Genomic DNA, 24,432 nt, shown 5'->3' with positions numbered 1-24,432 from the left:
TACTTTTAGCCACCTACTACTTTTATCAATGGTAGGTGCTGTTTTTTTATATTATAATATTGCTTAGAATCTCAAACAGTTATAAGGAGTTGTAAAGATGGTCAATGAAGACATAATAAATGCTCTTAAAAAAGAATTTAGTTCTTCTTTAAAGGATGGAGAGGAGCGAAAAATAGTTATTTGGAATGATTTAGAGAGAGAGTTTGAAGACATAATAGACCAAATTCAAATAGATGGCGTGAAGGTTCACAAATTAACAGGCAACAATAATTTTTACACAAAATATTTAATTGAAGAGCAAGACCCAACCACGAACTATTTAATATACAATCCTATTAAAATAACAGATGAGAGAGACAATTGGCTTATTGATATGTTTTTATATTCTTCACAATTTTATGCAGATAAAATCTCACTTTTGATGAGAGAGTTAAATGTGAGCAATTCTTTAAGGGAGCTATTCAAAAAGTATAAAAGCTTCTTTAACGCTATTGAAAGAAGAAAAAAATTAAGCAAGTTAATAGACAGGATTGATACAGAAGAACAGCTCGAGCTTTCCATTTTAGCCGTTTTAAGCGGTTCTAAAACAATAGAGTTTGAGGAGATTTTAAGAAATGTTTTAATGGTATCACTTGAGGAAGAGGAGAATAAAAAGTATTTAGATATAAAAAAATATGGGTTAGAAGATGCATTTTGGGAGTATGTTAGGAAAAGATACGGTTTTAATTTACCAAACAGAACATTAAAAGAGTTTTTCATATATTTGATTTCGACTGTATTGGCAAATTATATAAACGAAGAAAAACTGAATAAAATTGGCAAGTACATAGGAAAGAACAAACCTAATTGTGTGATTTTTATCGACCATTGGATGAATCATGTAAATGATGCAAAAGTATATGAAAATCTGGCGAACGAATATGAAAAAGAAGTAGATATAGCTGAGATAATTAGCAGGCTGGATGTAAATGACTATAAGGACATTGATATTTTAAAAATATTTGATAAACAAATAATCACATATATTGTAGACTCATTAGAAAATGATTTGGAAGATTATGATGGCTACATAGAGCTTATTAAAAGCAGAAGAGCTAAGCATTTTTATGAGAAGTATGAAAACATTTATGAGGCTTTATTGAACGTAATTGAGATGTATAAGTTTCATAAGAAATACAAACTTGGTATTCCACAAACAAGTGTTGATAAAATGTTTAAACAATATGTTGAAGAATTTTATAAAATGGACATGAACTATCGCAAATTCTGCTATTATTATGATAGACAGCCTGAAAGTAATATTTTAAATAGATTGAATAAACTTGTGGAAAATCTTTATGTCAATTGGTATTTAACGGAACTTGGCGTTAATTGGACAAATGCAATAGATGAACAAATGAAGACAAAATGGAGTATTATTGATGTTGTAAACCAGAGAGATTTTTACAAGACATACGTAAAACCAAGGATTTCAAAAGGAGAGAGAATATTTGTAATAATTTCAGATGCTTTGAGATATGAGATTGGTGTTGAAATAGCAGAGAAACTCAACGAAAGAGTTATTGGTTCAACAAATATTCATGCAATGCTTTCTTCTGTGCCGACAATAACAAAGCTTGGCATGGCATCTTTGCTTCCAAATGAAACTATTGAGATAAAAGATGATGGTAAGGTTTGTGTTGATGGTATTGATAGTAGTGGATTGGAGAATAGGAACAAAATATTAAAGAAGAATTTCGAGAATAGTATTGCTGTTGACTATCATAAGCTTCCTAAAAACAAAGAAGAATTTTTAGAAGCATTAAAAGGATATAAATTAATTTACATATATCATGACACAATTGATGCAACTGCAGACAGCGGAGCAACAGAGGTTTATACAATCGAAACCATTGAAAAAGCAATCAAAGAAATACTTGATTTGGTTCATAAAATAACAAATTGGCTTGGTGGAGTTAATATTTACATTACAGCCGACCACGGCTTTATATATCAGAGAAAAGATTTAGAAGAGAGCGACAAGATAGATAAAGAAATTGCTAATTATATAGATAGAAGCCGAAGAAGTATTATTTCAAAAGAAAACAAGGATATTGATGGTGTGGTAAAAATAAATATGAGTTATTTATTAAACAATCAAGGCTATTATGCTTATATGCCAAAGTCAAATATCAGATTTAAAATCCAAGGGGAAGGGGCAAAATTTGTCCATGGGGGCTTGAGTCTGCAGGAAATCGTGATACCTGTAATTGAATTTAAAAATATTAGAAGCACAAGCAAGGATGCTATTAAGTCAGAAAAGGCGAAAATTAAGTTAATAAATGAGTCAAGAAAAATAACAAATAGCATATTTACATTGAATTTCTTCCAAACAGAGAAGATTAGTGAAAAAGTAACTCCTGCGATTTATGAGATTTATATGAGAGATGAAAATAATAACATAATCTCAAATATTGAAACTATAATTGCAGATTTAGAAAATGAAAAACCAGAACAAAGAGTTATAAAGGTCAGGTTAGTTCTTAAAGCTATGGAATACGATAAGAGTAAAAAGTATTATTTAGTTATCAAGGATAAAGACAAAGGATTAATTAGCGAGGAAATTCCTTTTAATATAAATTTAGGTATAATAAGTGATTTTGAATTTTAAAAATGGAGGGCTTTTAAAATGCCAAAGGAGGAACAATATTTAGGGACAGATTTGGATAAAAAATTGAATGAATATTTTCCGGGCAGAGTTGTTAGAAAGGATTTAACAAAAGCTCTAAAAGAGGGCTTCAATGTTCCTGTTTATGTTCTTGAATACTTGCTTGGTATGTATTGTGCAACAGATGATGAGGAAAGTATTGAAGAAGGTATAAATAGAGTTAAGAAGATATTAGCTGAGAATTATGTAAGACCTGATGAGGCAGAAAAAGTAAAATCAAAGATAAGAGAATTTGGGCAATATACCATAATTGATAAAATAACAGTAAGATTAAATGAAAAAATTGACAGGTATGAAGCAGAATTTTCCAATTTGGGCATAAAAAACGTTCCAATATCACCTTCATATGTTAAAGAATTTGAAAAATTATTAGAGGGCGGAATATGGTGTATTTTAAAAATAAATTATTTTTTTGATGAAGAGGCACGAAATAGGAATCCATTTAATATATCGAGTTTAAAACCTATTCAAATACCCAAAGTTGATATTAATGAAATTCTGGATGCGAGGAAATATTTTACAAAGGAAGAATGGATTGATGTTTTAATTCGCTCAACAGGTTTGGAACCCACTCATTTTCCTTATAACGTCAAATGGCATTTAATTGAAAGACTTGTGCCGTTTGTTGAGAACAACTACAATTTATGCGAACTTGGACCAAGAGGAACTGGTAAGTCTCATGTTTATAAAGAACTCTCACCTAATAGCATTCTTGTATCAGGTGGACAAAGTACAGTTGCAAACCTTTTTTACAACATGTCAACAAGAAAAGTAGGTCTTGTTGGACTTTGGGATGTTGTAGCGTTTGATGAAGTCGCAGGAATTAGGTTTAAAGATAAAGACGGAATTCAAATTATGAAGGATTACATGGCTTCCGGTTCATTTGCAAGGGGTAAAGAAGAAATAAGTGCATCAGCTTCATTAGTTTTTATAGGGAATATCAATCAAAGTGTTGATGTGCTGGTTAAAACATCGCATTTGTTTGCGCCATTTCCAGAAGAGATTGCAAATGACTCAGCCTTTTTTGATAGAATGCATTATTATTTGCCTGGCTGGGAAATTCCCAAAATGAGACCTGAGTATTTAACAGACAGATATGGATTTATATCTGACTATATTTCAGAGTTTTTTAGAGAGATGAGAAAAAGAACTTTTACTGATGTTATAGATAAATACTTCAAGCTTGGTAATAACTTGAACCAGAGAGATGTGATTGCTGTTAAAAAGACTGTCTCAGGTTTAATAAAGCTCATATATCCTGACGGAAACTTTAATAAGGAAGATTTAAAAGAGATATTAACTTATGCTTTAATAGGTAGAAGACGAGTAAAAGAACAACTTAAGAAAATTGGCGGTATGGAATTTTATGATGTTAATTTTTCATTTATAGATAGAGAAACGATGGAAGAAGAATATGTATCAGTGCCTGAGCAAGGAGGAGGTAAACTGATACCCGAAGGACTATCGAAACCAGGAGTTGTTTACACTGTTGGACATTCATCCTCAGGAATGATAGGAGTTTATAAAATAGAAACGCAGGTTGTATCTGGAACAGGAAAGTTTGAAAAAAGTGGTGTTGGCTCAGATAGAGAAGTGAAAGAAAGCCTTGATACAGCATTTAGATACTTTACAGCCAACTCTAAGCAAATAAGTGCGTCGATTTCTACAAAAACAAAAGATTTTTTAATGCATATAACTGATTTGCAGGGAATAGGACTTTCAAAAGAGGTTGCAGTGGCACAGTTAATTGCTCTTTGCTCAGCGTCATTGGAAAAGCCTGTTCAGGAATCTCTTGTTGTTCTTGGTAATATGAACTTTGCAGGAACGTTAATGAAGATTGACAACTTTGCAAATTGCCTTCAGGTATGTGTTGATGCAGGAGCAAAGAAAGTTTTAATTCCTGCTTCAGCTGTTGTAGACCTTCAAACAGTTCCGCCAGATTTATTGATAAAGATTCAGCCTATATTTTACTCAGACCCTATTGATGCAGTTTTTAAAGCCTTAGGTGCTGTTTGAATTAGAAAAGGATGGCTGGATGGAAACATTAAAACAGTTGAAGTTTTAAATTCCAAACATCCATTTGATATAAAATATAGAGAGCATGTCGAAAAAGTCGACTGGGAAAGCTGCAAAAAGGTTTTGGACAATGAGCAAAGAAAGGAGTGGCTGTATAGGGGGTGGAGTAATTGATGAATCTCCAGCAAGGACAGATGAACTTGTTGGACTTAGTTAGAAAGGCTTATAATGGTGAATGTATGCTACCCGATTTTCAAAGAAATTTTGTTTGGACAAGATATGACATTGAAGAGCTTATAAAATCACTTCTTCAAGGTATGTTTATAGGAACTTTTTTGATTTTAGAAACGAATCCACAAAGTGTTCCTTTTAAGGTGATTTTTGTAGAAGGGGCAGAGAAAGTAAATCCCCAAATATGTGAGCAACCCAAGATATTAATTTTGGATGGACAACAAAGACTTACATCTTTATTTTACGCTATATATAGTCCTGATATTCCTCTACGTAATTCTGAAAATCCGTATGCATTTTTTATTGATTTAGAAAAACTTGCTGAAGATAACATTGAGGACGCGGTATTCAGCTGGTCAAAAAAATGGAGAGAGTTCAAGGAGATTATTGAAGAAAACGGAGATTACAATCTTGAGGTTTTAAAGGCGAAGAAAATATTGCCATTGACAGTGTTTAAACATATTCCTGAGTTCTATAGATTATGGTTTGGGGAGTATAAATTGTTATTTGAAGACCAGGAAACAAATAAAATATTTGCTTATATCGATAACATGATAAAATATAACATTTTTACTCTATCGCTTGGTCTTTCGTATAATGACAAACCTGATGAAATTGCTGCTCTATTTGAAAAAATCAATAGAAGTGGTGTAAAACTTTCTATTTATGATCTTCTTGTAGCAAGATTTTACAAGTTCATAAGACTTCGTGAAAAGTGGGAAGAAGTATTTGAAAATAGTGTTAATATTAAAAAACTTGCAGGAAGAATAGATAACACCACAGTTCCCTATTCATTTATTCAAGCTCTTGCTTTAGCGGCGGACAAAAATATCAGTTCACGAGAAATGCTAAAGATAGATAATAACATTCTTTCAGACCAGAGCTGGGCCAAAGTGGTTGATATTGCAGAAAACAAGGTATTGCCTTATTTGCTTCAGATAAATAACTTTGGCATTGTGGATTTTGAAAAGTGGCTACCTTACTATCCCATTGTCACGATGATGATTGCACTCTTTTTGAAATTTGAGCATCCTGACACAGATAAAATTGAAAAATGGTACTGGAGTGCAGTTTTTTCAGAACGATATTCAGGTTCTACCGAAACCGCTATGGCAAAAGACTTCAAAGAAGTATGTGCATGGTTTAACAATAATAACTTAATACCTGAGGTTGTAGAAAAGTTAAGAAATCAATTAGAGAGTAATGTATATACTTTGAAAGAGGTAAGGAGAAAGGGAAGTTCAAAATATATCGGAATTTTCAATCTTTTATTTAAAAACGGAGCAAAGGATTTTTATTATCCTGAGAACATTGCTTTTAACCAGCTTGATGACCATCATATTTTTCCAGTGAGCTTTTTGAAAGCCAAAGGGGTAGAGGTTGATGTTGACTCAATTATGAACAGGACATTGATTTTTGAAAATACTAACAGAAGCATATCTCGTCGCAGTCCAGGTGATTACATAAGAAAGATGATTGAAATTCAAAAATCAAAAGGCCTATCAGAACAAGAAGCAGAACACAAGGTGAAAAAGATATTAAAGGGTCATTTCATTGATGAAGAAATGTATTTATTGTTAAAAAACACTACTGATAATCTAACACCTTCGGAGATTAAAGAGAACTTTGAAAGATTTATAAATAAACGAGAAAAGCTAATTTTGAATGAGATAAAAAGGCTGATAGGATAAGCCAAAAACTTTCAAGGGAAGGCTGAATGTGGTGAGATTTGAAAAGTATTGTGCACATATCGGATAAGTTGAATTAGAGGAGCTGCCTAAAAAGGTTTTGGATAATGACCAAAGGAAAGAGTGGCTGATGAGGGAGTCGAGTGAAGCAAAATATAGGGATTATAGATAGAATTTTGCAAAATAGAGAGTTTATAATAGTATAAGTCTAATAAGAATCTTTATAAATGTGAAAAGTTTAAAAAATTCATTTTTGACTTAAAAAGTATTAGATAATAATTAGTCTTAAGAACTAAGGAGTGTGGTTTTATGAGAATTATAAGGACAAAAATAAGAAATTATCGAAATCTTGATAACATTGAAATATGTTTAAGTCCGCATTTAAACTTTATTGTTGGAGAGAATAATTTAGGTAAATCAAATTTTTTAGAAATGTTAGATACACTTTTTAACAGAGCAGCTTTTGAAGAAATTGATTTTTTAAGAAAAGATGAACCTATTGAAATAGAGTTTACTTTAATGTTAGAAGATGCCGAAAAAGGAGTGTTTGGGGATTTATTTGATCCACTAGATTGTGAAAAAATTAATATTTTGGCAAAACAAGAAACTCCAGAGGATAGTATAAGATATTTTCACATAGAAAGTGGTATGGAAATTCCCAAACAAGATATTCGATGTATTAATTTTATTAAGTATGATTCCTTAAGAATGCCAAGAGATGAATTAACATTTTACAAAAATAAAGGAGTAGGTAAGTTTTTAAGCTATTTAGTTGATAAAATGTTAGAAGAGGATAAATATAACAACGAAGTGTTTATAAACAGAGATACATTGGTACCTATTATTGAATATATCAACAACAATCTGAATTATATAAGACTTTTTAAAGTCTTTGGTATTTCTGCCGATATAGAAGAAAACATTAAAGATTTAATTTTCAGATTACTTTGCTTAAAGGATCAGCAAGGTTTTGATATTAAAAAATTGGGTTACGGCGTGCAATTTTTGTTACTAGTTGTGCTTTCTATTTTGGAGAAGATAATGTACCTTTTTGAGAACAAAAGATTTAGTAAAAGTATTTTTGAAAAAATAGAAAGAGAGAAAAGAATAAAAGGAATTTCTTTAGTGTTAGGAGTTGATGAACCAGAAATTCATCTCCATCCATATATGCAAAGGAATCTAGTTAAATATATAAAAAATATCATAACCAATAAGGATGATAATTTTCAAAAAATACTAAAAGAGCTTTTTGGTTTAGACACAATTTATGGACAAGTAATTATAGTTACTCATTCTCCTAACATTATTCTCGATGAATATTCGGAAATAATTAGATTTTATCCATCTACCAATAAATCTATTGGAGTAGTGAGTGGGAAGAATTTCAAATTAGATATTCAATTAGAAAAACAATTGAGGCGAAATATGCAATATATTAAAGAAGCTTTATTTTCCAAGTGTGTTGTAATTGTAGAAGGTGACACTGAATTTGGTGCGTTGCCGTTATGGGCTAATAAGATATTAGGGGATATAGATGAATATGGCGTCAGTTTTATAAGGGCAGATAGCAAAGACAGCATAAAACCAATTACTAATTTAATGTCACACTTTAACATTCCATCTGTTTCAATTGTTGATAAAGATCAGGGTGTAGACGAAGATATAAAAAGTATAAAAAATCTAATAATTACAAATGCTAAAGATTTTGAAGAGGAGATTGTTAATATGCTTCTATGTAAAAAAATTGATTTACTATTTGAGATAGTGAAAGATTATGATAATGCTTCACTGAACAGAAGCATACAAAAAAGCAAGTTAGAAAAAATAAGTAAGTCATATAACATTATGATTAACTGGGAAAATCGAGATTATAAATTTGTTGAAATAGTAAATTATAAAAATCTAGATCTTGTAAAAGCTATGTTTCTAGCTTGGTTAGACATTAATAAATCGGTTACACTAGGAAGATTCTTAGGAGAAAAAATTGATGTTGAATTTGTACCTGAACCCTATAAATATGCAATCAATCTTGCGAAAGGATGTTGTGAAGTATGATAGAAGAAAATATAAAAGAGATAATTAAACGTGAACATAACAATGATAATGAACAAATAGAAGTTATCTTTTCTGATAAAAAGAGAATATTAGTAGAAGCGCCGGCTGGTTGTGGAAAGACTAAAACTATGATAAGTAAGATAGCTTATATGATTGCTACTAAACAAATTTGTAATCCCAAAAAAATTTTAGTGTTAACTTTTAGCGTGAATGCTGCTTACAAAATTAAAAAAGAACTTTCTAGTATATTGCCATCTTTGTTATCGCGTTTTTTAATATCACCTTTAGAAATTAACAATAATGTATTTGTTTCAAATTATCATGGTTTTTGTCGGAGAATATTAAAGTTATATGGCTATTTACTTGATGAAAATCTTGCTAAAATTGAATATTTAAAGGGTGTAGATGATGACAAACCGGAAAAGTTAGTAGAATTAAAAATAGGTTTGCCTTCTGAGGTAGCAGACCAAATATCTTCTTATAGTGATGCTATTAAAACACTTAATAAAAAATATTTAAATAAGTACTTTGAGTATTACATAGAAAAGATAAAGGAATATTTTTTACCAAATGGGTATATTCCATTTAATGCTATTTTGCTTTTGACCCTGAAGTTATTTAGTGAATATGAACGAATATTAGATTTTTATCGCTCTTATTATCCAATTATTATAATTGATGAATTTCAAGATACTAATATTTTAGGATGGACATTATTAAAAAAATTGGTTACAGAAAATACACATCTTATGATTATGGGTGATTCGCTTCAAAGAATATATGGTTTTATTGGAGCAATTCCTAATATTATGGAAAAAGCTAAACAAAAATTTGGTTTGTATGAGTTTAAGTTAAGTAAGAATTATAGATATAATGGCAATGAGGATATGTTAACATTAGATAAGAATGTCAGAAAAATTGCCCAAAATCCCCTAGATCCAGCTATTGAAAAAAATGCAATTGTGGATATACTTGAATTTTCAAATCAAATAGAAGAAGCTAATGGAATAATAAGTTTGATAAAAAAAATATTAGGACAAACGCCATCAGCAAAGATTGCTATTTTGGTGAAACAAAGAAGCAAAAACACCTCTATTATTCTAGATTTATTTGGAAAGAACAATATTTCGTATTTTTATGCTCTATATAGCGAAGAAGATGTAAGTTATATTAATTTTCACCAAATGTTACTTCAAGAATTTATTGATATAGTTTCTACTTATAAAAATAGATTCAACAAAACAATTTGCAATAAAATTATACAAGAAGCAAGAAAAATTGTAAATGAAAAGAATGAAGATAAAGAAATTGTTAATTCATTATTCTATTTATTTCAAATTTTTTTGGAGAAGATATTTACTGATTTTAATTTTCTTTCTATGGAAGAGAAGATAGAGTTAATCCGTGATGTATTGGAAAACAAAGCGCTGAAACAATATATGGGATACATAGATGCAAATATAATTATTTCCACAATTCATGGTGCAAAAGGACTAGAATGGGAGTATGTGATTCTCCCTGATTTAGAACAATATTCGTTCCCAAATTGGAAAGGTTTATGTGGTAAATGTAGAAATAAACAAGAATGTGAAATTGACTGGAATCAAGCAGATAGCAACTTTGAAAAGGAGTTTTATGAAGAATTGAATCTTTTTTACGTTGGTGTTACAAGGGCACGAAAAAAAGTATATTTTACATGGAGCAAAAAAAGATTAAATAAAAATAACAAGGAAGAACAGACAAAGCTTAGCTGTTTATTAAGATTACCAGGAATTATACACAGAAAAAATAATGCTTTCTAAATGAAAATTATGGTGTTTATTTTAGGTGACTTAAGTCTACGATAGGGTAAAAGGAAAATTACAATTGTGTTTCTAAGTAAACAAATTTATCCTCTAAAACAGATATTTCTATAAATAAACAAAGATAAGTAACATAAAGATGTAACTTGAAAAAGGATATTTATCTCAAAAATAAACCAAGGTGTAAAAAAAATAAAAAGAATGTTTTAACACCATTTTATTTCTAATCAAAGCAGTTTCACTTTTTGAATTTAAAACTTAAGAAAGTTAAGAAAAATTTATTCCTTGCACACCAAACAAATGTATGGTATAATCAAATCAATAGTTAATTTAAATCTGGAGTATGGTTTTGCAATGAGGACTCAAATTACTTTTTTTCACCAAAAGGTTGTGCCTATAGTGAAATGGGCGGGTGGTAAGAGGCAGATAATAAAAAGTTTGCTTGAAAAGCTGCCAAGCCATTTTTCCACATATTTTGAACCTTTTTTGGGTGGCGGAGCACTTTTGATAGAACTTTACAATAAAGGAATTTTGAAAAATGCTGTCGTTTCAGATATTAATCTTGAACTCATAAACCTTTACACTGCGATTAAAAATTGTCCAGATGAGGTAGTTTACTATATTAAAAATTTAGATTTTAAAAACGCTGAAGATGATTACTATAAGGCAAGAGAACTTTACAATTCTATTAAAATAAAAAATATGGGTACAATTGAAAATGAAAACTTACTCAAAGCAGTGTTATTGCTCTATTTGAACAGACACTGTTACAATGGGCTTTACAGGGTGAATTCCAAAGGCGAATTCAATGTTCCTTTTGGAAGATATAAAAATCCTAAAATGCCAACCAGTGAAGAAATATTTGCCTTTTCAGAAATGCTACAATCTGTTGAAATTTTACATGCAGACTTTGAAGAAGCGGTGAAAAAGGTTTCTGAGTTTGATTTTGTATATTTCGATCCTCCATACATGCCTGTGTCCAAAACAGCTAATTTTACTGACTACACAGTCGCAGGTTTTTCAAAAGTGGAACAAGTAAGGCTGAAAAATGTTTGTGATAACCTGAGTAAAAAGGGTTGTTTTGTTATGATAAGCAACTCAGATTCAGAGTTTATAAGAGATCTTTATAGAAATTACAACATTGAGGTAATAGAGGCAAAAAGACTCATTAATTCAACTGCAGAGAAAAGGACTGGTCATAAAGAAGTCATTATAACTAATTATTGAAAAGAGGTGTTATTGTGTCACCTGGTGGAAGAGGTACTCGGACAGGGAAGGTTCATGAAAAGTTGATTCAACAAGCATTGTTAGAAAATTACCCTGGTGCGTTTAAGGAACAAGTTGTGGTTGGCAATGATCTCTTTGGGAATAAATATAAAGCTGATTTTGTTTTAAATGATGAGATAATTATAAGTGCTAAGTGGCAGCAAACACACGGGACCGCAGAGCAAAAAATAGTTTATGAGATAATCACCTTGGTTAAAATTTTAAAGGAAAATCCAAAGTATAAAAAAGCTTATATTATAATCAGTGGAACAGGATATACTAAGAAAGCAAAAGATTTCTATTTAAATCAAAAACATGTTGAGTATATAAAAGAGGGGAACTTGATAGAAATAATATCTTTTGAAGATTTTGTCAAAAGATCAAATTTAAAATTACTGTAAAAGTAGAAAGATATTAGAAAACTCAGAAGGGCTAAGCGCAAATCTGCCACTGCCTTAGCCCTTTTCCATTTTAACCTGTGCCTCATACCAGTCAACAAATTGCTTAGCTGTTCTTGCTGAGCGGCCGTTGTAGTTCATTTCCCACTGCAGAGCAAGCCTGTGAAGCTTTTCTGTAATTTCAATTCCCCTTTTCTTTGCAATCTCATCAACAATTGCAAGGTATTCCTGCTGGGTTGGGGATGGGTATGTGACTACTATTCCAAACCTGTCAGCAAGAGAAAGTTTTTCTTCTAAAGTGTCGTTAAAGTGTACTTCATCATCAGAAAGACCATTTCTGTCGCTAAACCTTTCTTTTACCAAGTGTCTTCTGTTTGAGGTTGCATATATCACAACATTTTGAGGCATTGCCTCTAAAGATCCTTCTAAAATGGCTTTTAGTTTAGTATAATTTTCCTTGATGTCTTCAAAAGACAAATCATCTACAAAGATTATAAACCTAAGCGGTACATCTCTTAAGATTCTTATTAATTTTGGAAAAGTGTAAAACTGGTCTTTGTACACCTCAACAACTCTCAAACCCATGTGAGAAAACTCGTTCAAAAGCGCCTTTACAGTTGATGACTTTCCAGTTCCTCTGCTGCCATAAAGCAAGACATTGTTAACCCTTTGGCCATTTAAAAACGCCAAAGTGTTTTCAACAACAATCTTTTTCTGCCTGTCAATATTTACAAGGCTATCTAATCTTATTGGGTCTAAATTTTCAATACCCACAAGATTATTTCCGTCCCATGAAAAGCCTTTGTACCTTGCAAAGATTCCAAAGCCATTTTGCTTGTGGAATTCTACAAGCTCCTCAATTAAACTACTCCAAGGACTTGTATCCAAGAACTTCTCAATGATATTTTTGACAGTATTGTCAAGGGTGGTGTGCGATAAGGCATTTGTGCTTTCACTCACTAAAAAATTTTCAGCCGAAAAGTTTGGGAAGTTATCCAAGCTTTTCAAATATTTTTCAATATCTTTTCCTGAAAAGTTTGATATAAACTCAAGACAGTCTAAATCATGGGCTGCAGCTTTTTTTAGACTCTCATCTACTGCTATATTGTTAATACCTTTTGCTGATAATTTTGCGAAGGCATTTTCACTAAAAATAATTTTCTCAATAATGTATTCTTTCAAACTACACCCTGTGCTGGCTTCTAAAAGATTATAATAAACTGTACTGTAAAGATTTATAACTTTTTTAAAATCCTGATTTCCGTCGTCAATATAGCAGATAAGATTATACAGCTTTTCAAGAACACTATCATGAAGAAGGCTTCGATAGACTTTTAAACTTTCAAAACAGAGTCTATAGAGCCTTATTTTCTCCTCCATTGTAGCATATCTCCTTTGTAACAAAATTAAAATCTTTTGTAATAAAAGTTTTAATCAACTTTCCCTTGATTTTTAACCGAAGAGCCATAAGCTACTGAAAGATTTTCCAAACACTCAATGGTATCTATCTCACATCCAATTCCAATTTCAACAAGTTTTCCTATTACAATCTTTGCTTTTGTGTTCTCAAGATATATTTCATCACCTTCAATTAATTCTGCTTAAAGGAATGGAAAAAACCTTTAAAGATAGTTGATAAAAGTGGTATTCTCTTTGTCTATACATTTATTTTAGAACACCCAGTCTCTTTTGAAAAGTCTCTACTATTAAATTCATAATTTTTATTGACAAACTGTTAACAATCTGATAGTGTATGATTAAATTCAAATATACTCATACAAAGGTAGAGTGGAAAGTATGAATCTTGATGAAATTTTCAAGGCCTTGGGTGACCAAAATAGGCTTAGGATTTTAAATCTTCTTTTAGAAAATGAGCTTTGTGTGTGTGAAATTGAAAAGGTCTTAGGCCTTACTCAGTCGAATGTCTCAAGGCATCTTCATGAGCTAAAGAACAAGAGAATTGTTTCTTGCAGAAAAACATCACAGTGGGTTTACTATCGCGTATCTGATGAGTTTTGCAAAGAATATGGTGAGTTTTGTGAGTTTTTGAAAACAAAACTTTCTTTGCAGGAACTTTTTAAAAGCGATTTGGCAAGGTGTGAAGAAGAAAAGAAAAAAGGGTTTAGCTGCGAGAAAACTAAATAAAAAACAAGGGGATTTTTACAAAAGGTTAAAAAGAAGAAAGGGGATGTTTTGCATGAAACCCAAAGTTGCTTTTGTGTGTGTTGGAAATTCCTGCCGAAGCCAGATGGCAGAAGGTTTTGTACGTTACTATGGCAAAGACTTAATTGAAGTCTACAGTGCAGGTACAGAGATAGCAGATAAAGTCAATCCTCTGGCAATTGAGGTTATGAAAGAAAAGGGAATTGACATCTCAAGCCACTATCCAAAGACAATTTTTGATATTCCAAAAGAAGTAGATTATTTAATCACAATGGGCTGTGGAGTTGAATGTCCACGCCTACCTTGCAAACACAAAGAAGACTGGGGCTTGAGTGACCCTGCAGGAAAGCCTATCGAAGAGTTTAGAAAAATCAGGGATGAGATAGAAAAGAAGGTTTTGGATTTGATTGAGAGGATTAAAAAACAGTATTATTGACTTTGAGCTTGCAATTACGGTTGCTGTTTCAACATTTGGTTTGGGGGCAGAAGAAGCTTTTGCAACTTGTAATTGGACTGCTGATTGAAGTGCCTGTCAAACTTGTACTTGTCAACGTGGCGATGTATTTAAAGAGATTTTATAAAATAGTAAATAATGTCTTAAAGTAAGGTTAAGAAATGCTCTTTTTTTATTTTGAAGTCCTCAATTAATCTTCAAAGTATTGATTCAATAACTTGTATTTGATATAATAAAAAAATAGTAAATTAAGGAAGCGAAGTGAAGAAGATTGAAAGAAAAGAAAGTTAAAAGAAGTTTTTCATTGATAATAGTCGTAGCTATAAGCTTGATATCCTTTTCTAAAGTTTTCTCAGCAGATATTTGGACAGAATGTGGACAAAAAATAAAAAAAATACAGCAGTCAGAAGACAATAGAGTTGTAGCAGTGGTAAATGGCGAGAAGATTTATAAAAAGGATTTAGAGATTGTGTATGCATTAGAACAAGCAAGCTATTTGTCTCAAAAAGAATCTTATCAGAAGCTTTCAAAGAAATACAAGACAAATTCTTTAAAGCCACCCGTGCAAAGGACAAAAAAAGAGGTTTTAAATGACATGATAGAACATTTCCTTTTGCTTCAGGCTGCTAAAAAAGAAGGATATTTTATATCAGAGAAAGAAGCAAAAGACTACTATGAGAAAGCAATGAAAACAATGCAGGAGATAATAAGTGGAAAAGTTTCAGGTGATGTGGAAGGTATAAAGCTTGCAAATGATACAATTGAGAAACTCATCAAAGGATGGGGAATAACAAGAAAAGAATATGATAAAAAGGCTATTGAGCAAACAAGAAGTATGCTTTCAATTCAAAAACTGCTTAATGCAAAATTTGAAGAGTTTAGGCTCAAGTCTAAGAATTTGGTGATTGAAGACTTCAGAAAGGAATATATAAATTCATTAAAGAAAAAAGCCAAAGTAACAATATATGAAAAGAGTATTTAAAAGTGGAATTTATATAGAAAAAGGCCACAGGCTTGAAAAGTCTGTGGTTTTTATTTTTTTTAACTTCGCATAAAATTTGAACTTTTTTAGAAAAGTGTTTTGAATATAATAAAAAATTAGCTGCTTGCTACTAAACAAGATTGGCTGGGAAGGAGGGAATATAAAAAGAAGGCAAAAAGTGCAGCAAATAGCTTTAAGGCTTTAAAATAAACATTGAAGAAAGGATGTGATTTTTTGAGCCAGAACTGGTTGTTTGAAGAAGCAACAAGACTGGCTCATGAATATGGCTTTAGAGTGTATAAAGTTACACAAACGGTTGTGAGAATTAGAACAATTTGCGACGAGTGGCTGATACAGTATGTTGAGGGTTCGAAAAAACCGTTTTACCTGTACCACTACAAGCAAAAGCCTCATCTTCAGAGAAAGTTCTATGATCTGCCTTTCTTGTTCAAGTCAGTTTGGCAGCATGACAGATTTGTCTTAAACGGACGTAGTACAGTTCCCATCGGAGTATATTAAAATCCCTGCGAAAATTAAAAATAACACAAAAGAAAGGAGGTGAGTTTAATAAAATGTAAGTAAGTATTTCTAGAAAAAGCTGAAATAAAATTTAAAGTAACAGCATGAATATCTGTGATATAATAAAATTTCGAAGGAGTGTGATAGTTTGGCAAATGTTTTTTTGTTTTTTGTCGGGTTCGTAGGGGGAGTTGTAAGTTTACTTTTGTATCTGAAATTTCATTTTCCAAAAGTGTCAAAAAAATCTTCCATCAAACTTGGACCGACTGTAAGGTCATTTGATGAGCTAAAAGAGATGTTCAGCTCTACAAAAGAAGATGTAGAAAATGAGCTAAACAGCTATTTAGAGTTTTCCACAATTGAAAAGGGAAAAAAACTTGCTGAGAGAGTATTTTGCCATGTGACAGTTTGTTTGGGGATACTTGCTTCGTTGGAGAGATTTGGTGTAAATCCAAGTGAAGTTTTTGAAAAGTTAAAGAATGAAAATGCAGTTCAAGAAGATTGCAGAAAATAAATGAAATATAACCTTAACAATTAAACTATTCCTTGGTGGTTATTGCCATCAAGGATTTTTTGTTATAAAATGTTTTAATTAAGGGGTTGTAAGATACAATTTTTAAAATTTGCAAGGGGGATTTTTAAATGGTTTGGATTAAAATATTTTGTCTGGATTTGGCATGCATTGCATTATACATTATTATTATGCATATTATTAAAAATTACATTATATTAAGCTTTCAAAAGAGTAAGAACAAAGAGGAAGCAGCTACAAAGCTAAATACCTTTTTTATTTGGTCAATATTCGTAGTTAGCACTGCAATAGGAGCGTTAGCTGGATTTTCGATGGCAGCGATACTCAAAGTAAGGGGTCTGCGTGAATTTGTTTTGTTCATGATATTGTTAATTTTTGAAATTTATGTTGTAATAATGTTTTTTACAAATAAAATTCATGAAAAAATTTTTGTTCAAAAGTTAAAAAGTTTATTTGTGATAAGGCAGTTTGTGGTTGTTTCCTTGGGTTTAATTGTTATGCTTTTTATAGTTTTAATACCTATTTTAGCCAATTTAAAAACTGATGATTATAAATATACCTATCTTTTACCCATTTCTATTTTTATAGGGTTTTATTTATTTTGGTTAATATTTTTGAATCTGCAATATCCTAAGAAGGAATTAAAAATAGATGAATATCCTTACATCAAAGAAGTTTTAAAAAAGTTTAATTTTGAAGACATAAAAGTTATTCTTCTTGAAACAATGGGACAAAAGTTTGCGAATCTTTTTGCAGCAGGTGTTTTTAAACCTCAGCTTTTAATCACTTCATATGCTTTAGAAAATTTAAAAGAAGACCAGCTTGAGGCAATTGTGGTTCATGAAATAGGACATATAAAAAGAAACCATGTAAGAAAAATACTTTTGGGCTGGATTATAGCTGTATTTTATTATTTAGCCTTTGTTTTTGGACTTGAAAGTTTAACCAGTTATTTTGTAAAAAGCAATGTATCTTTTGTTCTTTTCATATTAGCTATCTTATTGGTAGGTACTACCCAATTTTTCATGTTAGTAAGTTATATTGGTCGAATTGCCGAAATTGAGGCAGACATATTTGTACTAAAAAGTGGTGTGGATAGAGAAGTTTATGAGAATGCTTTGAAAACTATTTATGCACTTAACTACATAAAAGGTTATGTTTCAAAACCACTTGAGAAGATTCAGTCCCACCCTTCACTTAAAAAGAGAATTCAGATATTGACTGATGCTGAAAAAACACAATATAAAGAATATTACCTACCTTTCAAAAAGGTTTATAGTATGTTGCTGGCAGCAATAGTAGTGCTCTTTAGTAGTTATATAACATTTGGTATACTACTGCCAAACAATAATTTGATTAAAGACTCCGCAAATATAGAAAAGATAAAATTGATAAAATATGTTCCAGCGCCGCCTGAAGGTAGTGGAAACGGCAATAAGGTTAATTTACGTGTGGAAAAAAACATCACTGACATAAAAGAAATACAAAGTATTTTAAGATGCATTAGCAAGACAAAAACTAAATCTGATTTTGCCAATACTCTATTTAAAAGGGATTATGAAATTGAAATATACAAAAAGAGTAGCCAGCCTACAATTTATTCTTTTTCATCAAGTTCAGGTGTGATTATGAAATATGTTTTAGCGGAAGATTTTGTAAAAGGGGGAAGTAAGCCATGGGTAGGGGTTAATAAAGAGCTTGGGAAGGTTATTTCAAAGTATTTCAATAGCAATGAAAATTAAAAAGATTCATTCGTGATATAGCAAATAAAAAAATTAAAGTGATAAAATTATGGTAACACTAAATTGTTGATTTTAAACAAATGAAATATGAATGGATAGGGAGATTGTTCTAATGATTACTATCAACAAAGAAAAGTGTGTAAACTGTTATAAGTGCATACGTGTATGTCCTGTACAATTTGCTAATGTTATTGACGGAGAATATATAAAACCTGACAATGATTTTTGCATCAAGTGTGGAAGATGTATAAAGCACTGTGAATATGGAGCAAGGGGTTTTATAGATGATATTTCTTTGCTTAAAGAGATGTTAGCTTCTGGTATAAAACCTATTGCAGTTGTTGCCCCCTCAGCAAGAGCCAATTTCAAAATAGGAAAACTTATAAATACTTTGAGGGAAATTGGATTTAAAGAGGTTTATGATGTTTCTTTTGGTGCGGATATAACCACTTGGGCTTATATCAGATACATTCAGCGTTTTTCCAAAAAAAGTGTTATTGCTCAGCCATGTCCTGCAGTAGTTAATTATATAGAAAAACACATTTCTCAACTTCTTAATTATCTGATTCCTATCTAAAGCCCAATGATGTGTGTTAGTATTTTTCTGAAAAAATATTTGAAAAAAACAGAACCAATAGTTTTTATTTCTCCATGTATTGCTAAAAAAGACGAGATAGCAAGATTTCCTGATATTGTCCAGTTGAATGTAACATATATTTCCTTGATGGAAGAATTTAGTGATGTATACAACAAGGCGGCTGATACAGGAAAGTTTGATTATGCTGAAGGGTATTTAGGAAAACTTTTTAGCAGACCAGGAGGATTAAAAGAGAACGTTCATGCATATTTCAAGGATGCAAAAGTAAAACAGATTGAAGGTGATATAATATTTGAATATTTAGAAAAAGACTATTTGAATACTCCAGACAATCAAAAACCTCTAATTGTTGACATATTAAACTGCCACGAGGGGTGCAATAAAGGAACTGCTACCAAATTAGATATTCCTATCGATGTAATAGATTATGAATTTGATGTTATGAAGAAAAGTACGTATAACAAATTCAAAAGTAAAAGATTGTTTAAGTTCTTCGACAAAAAACTCAAATTAGAAGACTTTATGACAACATACTCAAACAAAAGCAAGTATTTAGAAAAGCCTTCTTCTGATGTGTTAGAAAATATCTACAATGAAATGCTAAAAACCTCGATAGAAAAGAGAAATTTAAATTGTTCAGCTTGCTGATATGATTCTTGTGAAGAAATGGCTATTGCAATCTACTATGGATACAACAGAAAAGAAAATTGTATAAATTACTTAAAAGATAAAATGTCTCTTGAGAATGAAGAATTATATACCAAAAATATACAAATAAACAAACTATTATATAATATTAACAATACTCAAATTAAACTTGAGAAATTAATAAAAGAAGTGGCATTTGCTACAGATGTTGTAGATAGGAGTATGCAAGAGATAGCTGTTGGATATAGTGAGAGTGTTAAAGAGATTGAGAATATATCTTCTTCAGTTTCTGGATTATTAGCTCAAATTAAGTTACTTGATAGTATTAGTAAAGAGTTGTCTACAAAAATTGATATTCTAAACAAAACAAATAATATACTTCAGGATATAGGAAGTAGCATATCCCTTTATGCTTTAAATGCTTCTATTGAAGCTTCAAAAATAACTGAGTCAAAAGGTTTTTCTGTTATAGCCTCAGAAATAAGGAAACTTGCAGATAGAATGAAAGTTGAAACATCTATCATAAAAAAGGAATTTGATACAATGATCAGTTTGATGAACCAAATCCCTGATTTATCGGAGAAAATTTTAAATGCGATTGAAAATATAAACAGTTCTTTAGTGAATGAAAGTGCCCTGATTGAAGAATTAACGGCGAAAAGTGAGGAATTTCAGCTGAAATTTCACGACTCAATGCATTAATTCAGCAAGAAGGTGTATTAGAAGAAAAATAACTGAGGGGATGAAAAGCCTAAAAAATTACTTTTCTTAATTGTTTTGCTAATTGAGAGTGGGGGTCTTTGCAAACCTGGTTTGCAAAGACCTATTTTTGTTTTAAACATCTCTTATACAACTGATTCGCTTCTCGTTATTTTATTTATATACTATATACCGTGTATCAAGCTCAATCAAAGTAAAATTTTCTTTACATTACATGACCGAAAAGTCATAATAAATCTTGAGGTGAGGTTCTATGCCCAAGCAAACATTTTTAAACCTTCCAGAGGAGAAAAGAAACCTTATAACAGATACATTAATAAAGCACTTTTCACAAAAACCTTACCATAAGGTTGATATCTCTGATGTTGCAAGAGAGTGCAATGTTGCAAAAGGGAGTATGTACCAGTATTTTGAAAACAAGAAAGATATGTACTTTTACGCAATAGGGGTCTCTTACCAGAGATTTTTGAAACTTTTTGAAAAGCTTGATATGGTACATGTAAATCTATTTGATTACTATGAAAATTCAATAGAGACTACTTGGGTCGCAATGAAAGATCTCAAGAGTGAGTACCTGCTTTTGGAAAGAGCGTTTTTTTCACAAGACTCACCCTTTAAAGATGAGGTAAATGAGAAATTTTTGAAGCAGTCGAGAGAGTTTTTAGTAAAAATTATAAAGTACAATCAGCAAAAAGGATATATAAGGGACGATATTGATCCTGTTATAATTTCTATTTTCTTAGAAGGTGCAAGTTTTTATATGAAAAAATTTGTAATCGAAGAAGCACTAAGCAGAACATCAACAACACTTGATCTTGACATAAGTTATTTTAAAGATGCACTGTCTCAATTTATAAAACTTTTGAAAGAAGGAATAGGGAAAAAATAAATTTTATATTATGACTTAACAGTCATATGACCAGTGAGTCATAATATATTGTACAAGTGAAAAGTAAAGGAGAGGATTTGATGTGTTTGTGAAGGTTGAGAATCTTTCAAAAGTCTACAGGATGGGTCAAAATACAATCAAGGCGCTCGATGAAGTTAGTTTTGAGCTCGAAAAAGGAAAAATCTACACTGTGATAGGGCCATCTGGGTCGGGTAAAACCACGCTTTTTAACATCCTTGGTGGGCTTGACAGGGCAGATGGAGGCAGAGTTTTTGTTGATGGCAAAGAGATAACTGCAATGGACCAAAAAAGGCTTTCTGAGTACAGGCGCGACTATGTGGGTTTTGTATTTCAGTTTTTTAACCTCATAAATGGTCTCACTGTTTATGAAAATGTGCTCTCAAGTGCACATCTTAGCAAAGATCCACTGGATGTTGATATGGTATTAAAAATGATGGATGTCTATTCTGAAAAGGACAAATTTCCTTTTGAACTGTCTGGCGGACAGCAGCAAAGGGTGGCAATTGCAAGAGCAGTTGTCAAAAACCCTGCATTGATTTTGTGCGATGAGCCAACAGGTGCTCTTGACTATGACAGCAGCAAACTTGTGTTAAAACTTTTAGAAGATGTAAATAAAAAGTTTGGTACAACCATTTTGATAATTACACACAATCTTGCAATTTCTAAAATGGCAAATGCTACATTGAGGCTGAGGTCAGGTAGACTTGTAGAATTTTCGGAAAATTCTCAAAAGATTTCTGCTCAAGAGGTGACATGGTGATGGTCATCAAAAAAATTCCCCTGCGAGTAATCAAGAGAGAGTTTTTACAGTTCTTTTCTATAATGCTGCTTGTTGCTATTGCTACAATGACATATACACTTTTTGCTGTGTCAATGCAGGATATAGATTATAACTATGAAATGTTCAAAAACAAATACAATCAGGAAGGTGGGAATTTTATTACTGCAAAAGAGGTTGATATAAAACTTCTACAAGAAAAATTTAAAATTAATGTAGAACAAAGGCTATTTACTAATGTCCAAGATGACCATTTTACACTAAGAGTTTTTTCAGTGCCAAAAGAAATAAACAAACCATATATCGAAAAAGGCACAATGCCGTCAAAAGGCGAAATACTCATAGACCCTGCTTTTTACAAAAAACACAAGCTCAAAATAGGGTCAGTGCTGACTATAGGTAGACAAAATTTCAAGGTTTCAGGCATTGCTTATCTTCCAGATTATATTTACATCATTAAAAATGACCAAGACTTACTTCCTGACCCTGAGCATTTTGGTTTTGCTCTTATGAATGAAGATGAGATGAGAAGACTTTTCAACATTTTTCCTGTTCATTATTATTGTTTCAAAGGCAAAGTTGAAAACATTGACAAGTTTAAAGAGTTTTTAAATAGCAACTGGGGGCTTTTGAAATTTGTACAAAGAGACCAGAATCCACGAATAATGTATACAGAGATAAAAGTTAAAAATGCAAAGAACTTAACTTTGCCACTCAGTCTTTTTATAATTCTTGTATCATCTTTTATACTCTTTATTGTCATGCGAAGGGTAATAAATACTATGCATGCTGAAATTGGTACAATCTATTCAATGGGATATACACAAAAAGATGTACTAAAAGTCTTCATGAGGTTTCCACTTTATATTTGGCTTTTTGGTTCCATCTTCGGTGTTGTACTTGGGGTTATTGAAGCATCTCCTTTTGCACAGTTTTACAGGTCATATTTTACATTACCAAAGATAAAGTCAATTTTGCCTTGGCAGCACATATTTGTTGCGATACTTCTCCCAGCCATATTTATATTTCTTTCAGGTTACCTTGCAATCAAGAACTTTTTCAAGCTCACAATTGTTCAAATGCTTCACGGCGTTGATGAAATAAAATTTGGCAAGCTTCCTTCAATAAAGTTTTTTGACAGATTTGAGTTTGGAACAAGGATTATGCTAAAATATGGCTGGCGTCATGTTGGCAGGGAGCTGATTTTGGCAGTTGGTATAATCTTTTCAACAATCCTTATGATGTATGGTATGACTGCAAAGGATTCAATTATAACTGCAATAGAAAGAGCATATGAGAAGAATTTTAAATACAACTATCTTTATCTATTAAATTCTGTCTCCACACACCCTGAGATTAAACTCCAAAGCGCAGCTGAGCCATACAACCTTTTGTCTTTTGGCATTTAAGGAACTAAGCTTAGTATTATGATTTACGGTATTAAAAGTAACTCAGATATGATAAAGCTGTATGATGAAAAAGGAAAAGAAATCTCTGTGTCAAGTGAACTTATCATAACCAAACCTCTTGCAAGCAAACTCGGTATTGGCGAAGGAGATAAGATTAAACTAAAAAACAAATTCACAGGCAAAGAATATACTTTAAAAGTAAAAAAAGTTGCCAACCTTCCTGTTGGGAACAATGGGTATATGGAACTCGAAAGTTTTAATAAGCTTTTTGGATATAGCAGTGGAGAGTATATTGGTATATTCTCAAAAGAAAAGTTGGAAATTCCACAGAGCTTAATTTTTGAAAGTTATACAAAATCTGAACATTTAAATACAATAAAGGCATCTGCTGGCGATTTATCAAAGACTATAGGTGTGATGGCGCTAATTGCTGCTGTGCTTGCTCTTTTGATTGTGTATGTTCTGTCTACTTTGACTTTAAATGAAAACAAGAAAAATATAGGAATTTTAAAAATGCTGGGGCACAGTGAAAGGAGTATTTTTAAAATGATTCTCGGTTTTAACTACATTTCGTTTTTTATAGGATTTGTTGCAGGAATTCCACTATCTAAAATTACAATAGATGGGCTTATGAGCACAGTGACAAAAGATATAGACTTTGCAATAAGCCTTGATTTGAGCCTGCAGAGCGTATTATCTACATTTGTAATACTTCTTTTGGTCTTTCTGATTTCAAGGTTTTTAGCAAGACAGAAAATAGCAAGGGTAATGCCGGTTGAGATATTAAAAGGGCAGCTTGATTGATGTCAAAAGG

General features: G+C 31.5%; 18 protein-coding genes and 2 pseudogenes. 19 read left to right on the top strand and 1 reads right to left on the bottom strand.

Going from position 1 to position 24,432, the window contains the following annotated elements; genetic code table 11:
- Nucleotides 1–97 precede the first annotated feature (97 nt).
- The 8 genes from pglZ (at nt 98) to PGC14_RS09915 (ending at nt 12,166) form a co-directional block, all read left to right on the top strand.
- Nucleotides 98–2,650, top strand: a complete 2,553-nt coding sequence (pglZ, locus tag PGC14_RS09950) for a BREX-1 system phosphatase PglZ type A (RefSeq protein WP_271628811.1) — start codon at nt 98–100, stop codon at nt 2,648–2,650.
- A gap of 18 nt (nt 2,651–2,668) precedes the next feature.
- Nucleotides 2,669–4,723, top strand: coding sequence for a protease Lon-related BREX system protein BrxL (gene brxL / locus PGC14_RS09945; protein WP_271628810.1), 2,055 nt, complete (start codon nt 2,669–2,671; stop codon nt 4,721–4,723).
- 85 nt (nt 4,724–4,808) lie between these two features.
- Entirely contained in the window at nt 4,809–4,940 is a 132-nt protein-coding gene (locus PGC14_RS09940) for a hypothetical protein (protein ID WP_271628809.1), read from the top strand.
- Nucleotides 4,897–6,645 (top strand): DUF262 domain-containing protein, encoded by a 1,749-nt coding sequence (locus PGC14_RS09935; RefSeq protein ID WP_271628808.1) that lies wholly within the window; start codon nt 4,897–4,899, stop codon nt 6,643–6,645. Before PGC14_RS09940 ends, PGC14_RS09935 begins: the two co-directional genes overlap by 44 nt.
- Nucleotides 6,646–6,951: 306 nt before the next feature.
- Complete coding sequence (locus PGC14_RS09930; protein ID WP_271628807.1) at nt 6,952–8,697, top strand: ATP-dependent nuclease; 1,746 nt, start codon at nt 6,952–6,954, stop codon at nt 8,695–8,697.
- On the top strand, nt 8,694–10,499 hold the full coding sequence (locus PGC14_RS09925; RefSeq protein ID WP_271628806.1) for a UvrD-helicase domain-containing protein: 1,806 nt from the start codon (nt 8,694–8,696) through the stop codon (nt 10,497–10,499). Before PGC14_RS09930 ends, PGC14_RS09925 begins: the two co-directional genes overlap by 4 nt.
- A 354-nt stretch (nt 10,500–10,853) precedes the next feature.
- A complete protein-coding gene (locus tag PGC14_RS09920; protein WP_271628805.1) occupies nt 10,854–11,726 on the top strand; it encodes a DNA adenine methylase in 873 nt (290 codons plus the stop codon).
- A 14-nt stretch (nt 11,727–11,740) separates the two neighbouring features.
- Nucleotides 11,741–12,166 (top strand): PD-(D/E)XK nuclease superfamily protein, encoded by a 426-nt coding sequence (locus tag PGC14_RS09915; RefSeq protein ID WP_011916205.1) that lies wholly within the window; start codon nt 11,741–11,743, stop codon nt 12,164–12,166.
- A gap of 54 nt (nt 12,167–12,220) precedes the next feature.
- Here the strand turns inward: PGC14_RS09915 and PGC14_RS09910 are convergent, their stop codons facing one another.
- Complete coding sequence (locus PGC14_RS09910) at nt 12,221–13,543, bottom strand: ATP-binding protein (protein ID WP_271628804.1); 1,323 nt, start codon at nt 13,541–13,543, stop codon at nt 12,221–12,223.
- Nucleotides 13,544–13,960: 417 nt separating this feature from the next.
- On the opposite strand from PGC14_RS09910, the gene PGC14_RS09905 reads away from it, so the two are divergent.
- From PGC14_RS09905 to PGC14_RS13495, 11 genes and pseudogenes are all read left to right on the top strand, one after another.
- Nucleotides 13,961–14,308 carry an ArsR/SmtB family transcription factor gene (locus tag PGC14_RS09905; protein ID WP_039767221.1) on the top strand — a complete coding sequence of 116 codons (348 nt, stop codon included), beginning with the start codon at nt 13,961–13,963 and terminating at the stop codon, nt 14,306–14,308.
- Nucleotides 14,309–14,360: 52 nt separating this feature from the next.
- Nucleotides 14,361–14,762, top strand: coding sequence for an arsenate reductase ArsC (locus PGC14_RS09900; RefSeq protein ID WP_011916208.1), 402 nt, complete (start codon nt 14,361–14,363; stop codon nt 14,760–14,762).
- 289 nt (nt 14,763–15,051) lie between these two features.
- Nucleotides 15,052–15,762 (top strand): SurA N-terminal domain-containing protein, encoded by a 711-nt coding sequence (locus PGC14_RS09895; protein WP_271628803.1) that lies wholly within the window; start codon nt 15,052–15,054, stop codon nt 15,760–15,762.
- A 234-nt stretch (nt 15,763–15,996) separates the two neighbouring features.
- On the top strand, nt 15,997–16,281 hold the full coding sequence (locus PGC14_RS09890; RefSeq protein WP_041722470.1) for a hypothetical protein: 285 nt from the start codon (nt 15,997–15,999) through the stop codon (nt 16,279–16,281).
- 148 nt (nt 16,282–16,429) lie between these two features.
- Nucleotides 16,430–16,795, top strand: a complete 366-nt coding sequence (locus PGC14_RS09885; protein ID WP_271628802.1) for a hypothetical protein — start codon at nt 16,430–16,432, stop codon at nt 16,793–16,795.
- A gap of 128 nt (nt 16,796–16,923) precedes the next feature.
- Complete coding sequence (locus tag PGC14_RS09880) at nt 16,924–18,555, top strand: M48 family metalloprotease (protein ID WP_271628801.1); 1,632 nt, start codon at nt 16,924–16,926, stop codon at nt 18,553–18,555.
- 91 nt (nt 18,556–18,646) lie between these two features.
- Nucleotides 18,647–19,801 (top strand): annotated as a pseudogene (locus PGC14_RS09875) ([Fe-Fe] hydrogenase large subunit C-terminal domain-containing protein).
- A gap of 18 nt (nt 19,802–19,819) precedes the next feature.
- Nucleotides 19,820–20,503, top strand: coding sequence for a methyl-accepting chemotaxis protein (locus PGC14_RS09870; protein ID WP_039767203.1), 684 nt, complete (start codon nt 19,820–19,822; stop codon nt 20,501–20,503).
- Between the two features lie 271 nt (nt 20,504–20,774).
- On the top strand, nt 20,775–21,410 hold the full coding sequence (locus tag PGC14_RS09865; protein ID WP_039767200.1) for a TetR/AcrR family transcriptional regulator: 636 nt from the start codon (nt 20,775–20,777) through the stop codon (nt 21,408–21,410).
- 82 nt (nt 21,411–21,492) lie between these two features.
- The gene (locus tag PGC14_RS09860; protein ID WP_271628800.1) at nt 21,493–22,191 is read left to right on the top strand and encodes an ABC transporter ATP-binding protein; all 699 of its coding nucleotides are present in this window, start codon (nt 21,493–21,495) and stop codon (nt 22,189–22,191) included.
- Nucleotides 22,191–24,422 (top strand): annotated as a pseudogene (locus tag PGC14_RS13495) (ABC transporter permease). The gene PGC14_RS09860 and the pseudogene PGC14_RS13495 overlap by 1 nt, the downstream one beginning before the upstream one ends.
- Nucleotides 24,423–24,432: the final 10 nt, after the last annotated feature.

Origin of the sequence: Caldicellulosiruptor sp. DIB 104C, assembly GCF_028198085.1 — a bacterium.
Classification (GTDB): Bacteria; Bacillota; Thermoanaerobacteria; order Caldicellulosiruptorales; family Caldicellulosiruptoraceae; genus Caldicellulosiruptor; species Caldicellulosiruptor saccharolyticus.
This window is presented reverse-complemented; position numbering and strand designations above follow the sequence as displayed.

What these genes read in the sequence shown, in the direction of transcription:
- PGC14_RS09925 (WP_271628806.1), top strand. Translation starts at nt 8,694, where the DNA reads ATGATAGAAGAAAATATAAAAGAGATAATTAAACGTGAACATAACAAT.
- PGC14_RS09900 (WP_011916208.1), top strand. Translation starts at nt 14,361, where the DNA reads ATGAAACCCAAAGTTGCTTTTGTGTGTGTTGGAAATTCCTGCCGAAGC.
- PGC14_RS09930 (WP_271628807.1), top strand. Translation starts at nt 6,952, where the DNA reads ATGAGAATTATAAGGACAAAAATAAGAAATTATCGAAATCTTGATAAC.
- PGC14_RS09940 (WP_271628809.1), top strand. Translation starts at nt 4,809, where the DNA reads ATGTCGAAAAAGTCGACTGGGAAAGCTGCAAAAAGGTTTTGGACAATG.
- PGC14_RS09865 (WP_039767200.1), top strand. Translation starts at nt 20,775, where the DNA reads ATGCCCAAGCAAACATTTTTAAACCTTCCAGAGGAGAAAAGAAACCTT.
- PGC14_RS09905 (WP_039767221.1), top strand. Translation starts at nt 13,961, where the DNA reads ATGAATCTTGATGAAATTTTCAAGGCCTTGGGTGACCAAAATAGGCTT.
- PGC14_RS09880 (WP_271628801.1), top strand. Translation starts at nt 16,924, where the DNA reads ATGGTTTGGATTAAAATATTTTGTCTGGATTTGGCATGCATTGCATTA.
- brxL (WP_271628810.1), top strand. Translation starts at nt 2,669, where the DNA reads ATGCCAAAGGAGGAACAATATTTAGGGACAGATTTGGATAAAAAATTG.
- PGC14_RS09935 (WP_271628808.1), top strand. Translation starts at nt 4,897, where the DNA reads ATGAATCTCCAGCAAGGACAGATGAACTTGTTGGACTTAGTTAGAAAG.
- PGC14_RS09870 (WP_039767203.1), top strand. Translation starts at nt 19,820, where the DNA reads ATGGCTATTGCAATCTACTATGGATACAACAGAAAAGAAAATTGTATA.
- PGC14_RS09910 (WP_271628804.1), bottom strand. Translation starts at nt 13,543, where the DNA reads ATGGAGGAGAAAATAAGGCTCTATAGACTCTGTTTTGAAAGTTTAAAA.
- PGC14_RS09920 (WP_271628805.1), top strand. Translation starts at nt 10,854, where the DNA reads ATGAGGACTCAAATTACTTTTTTTCACCAAAAGGTTGTGCCTATAGTG.
- pglZ (WP_271628811.1), top strand. Translation starts at nt 98, where the DNA reads ATGGTCAATGAAGACATAATAAATGCTCTTAAAAAAGAATTTAGTTCT.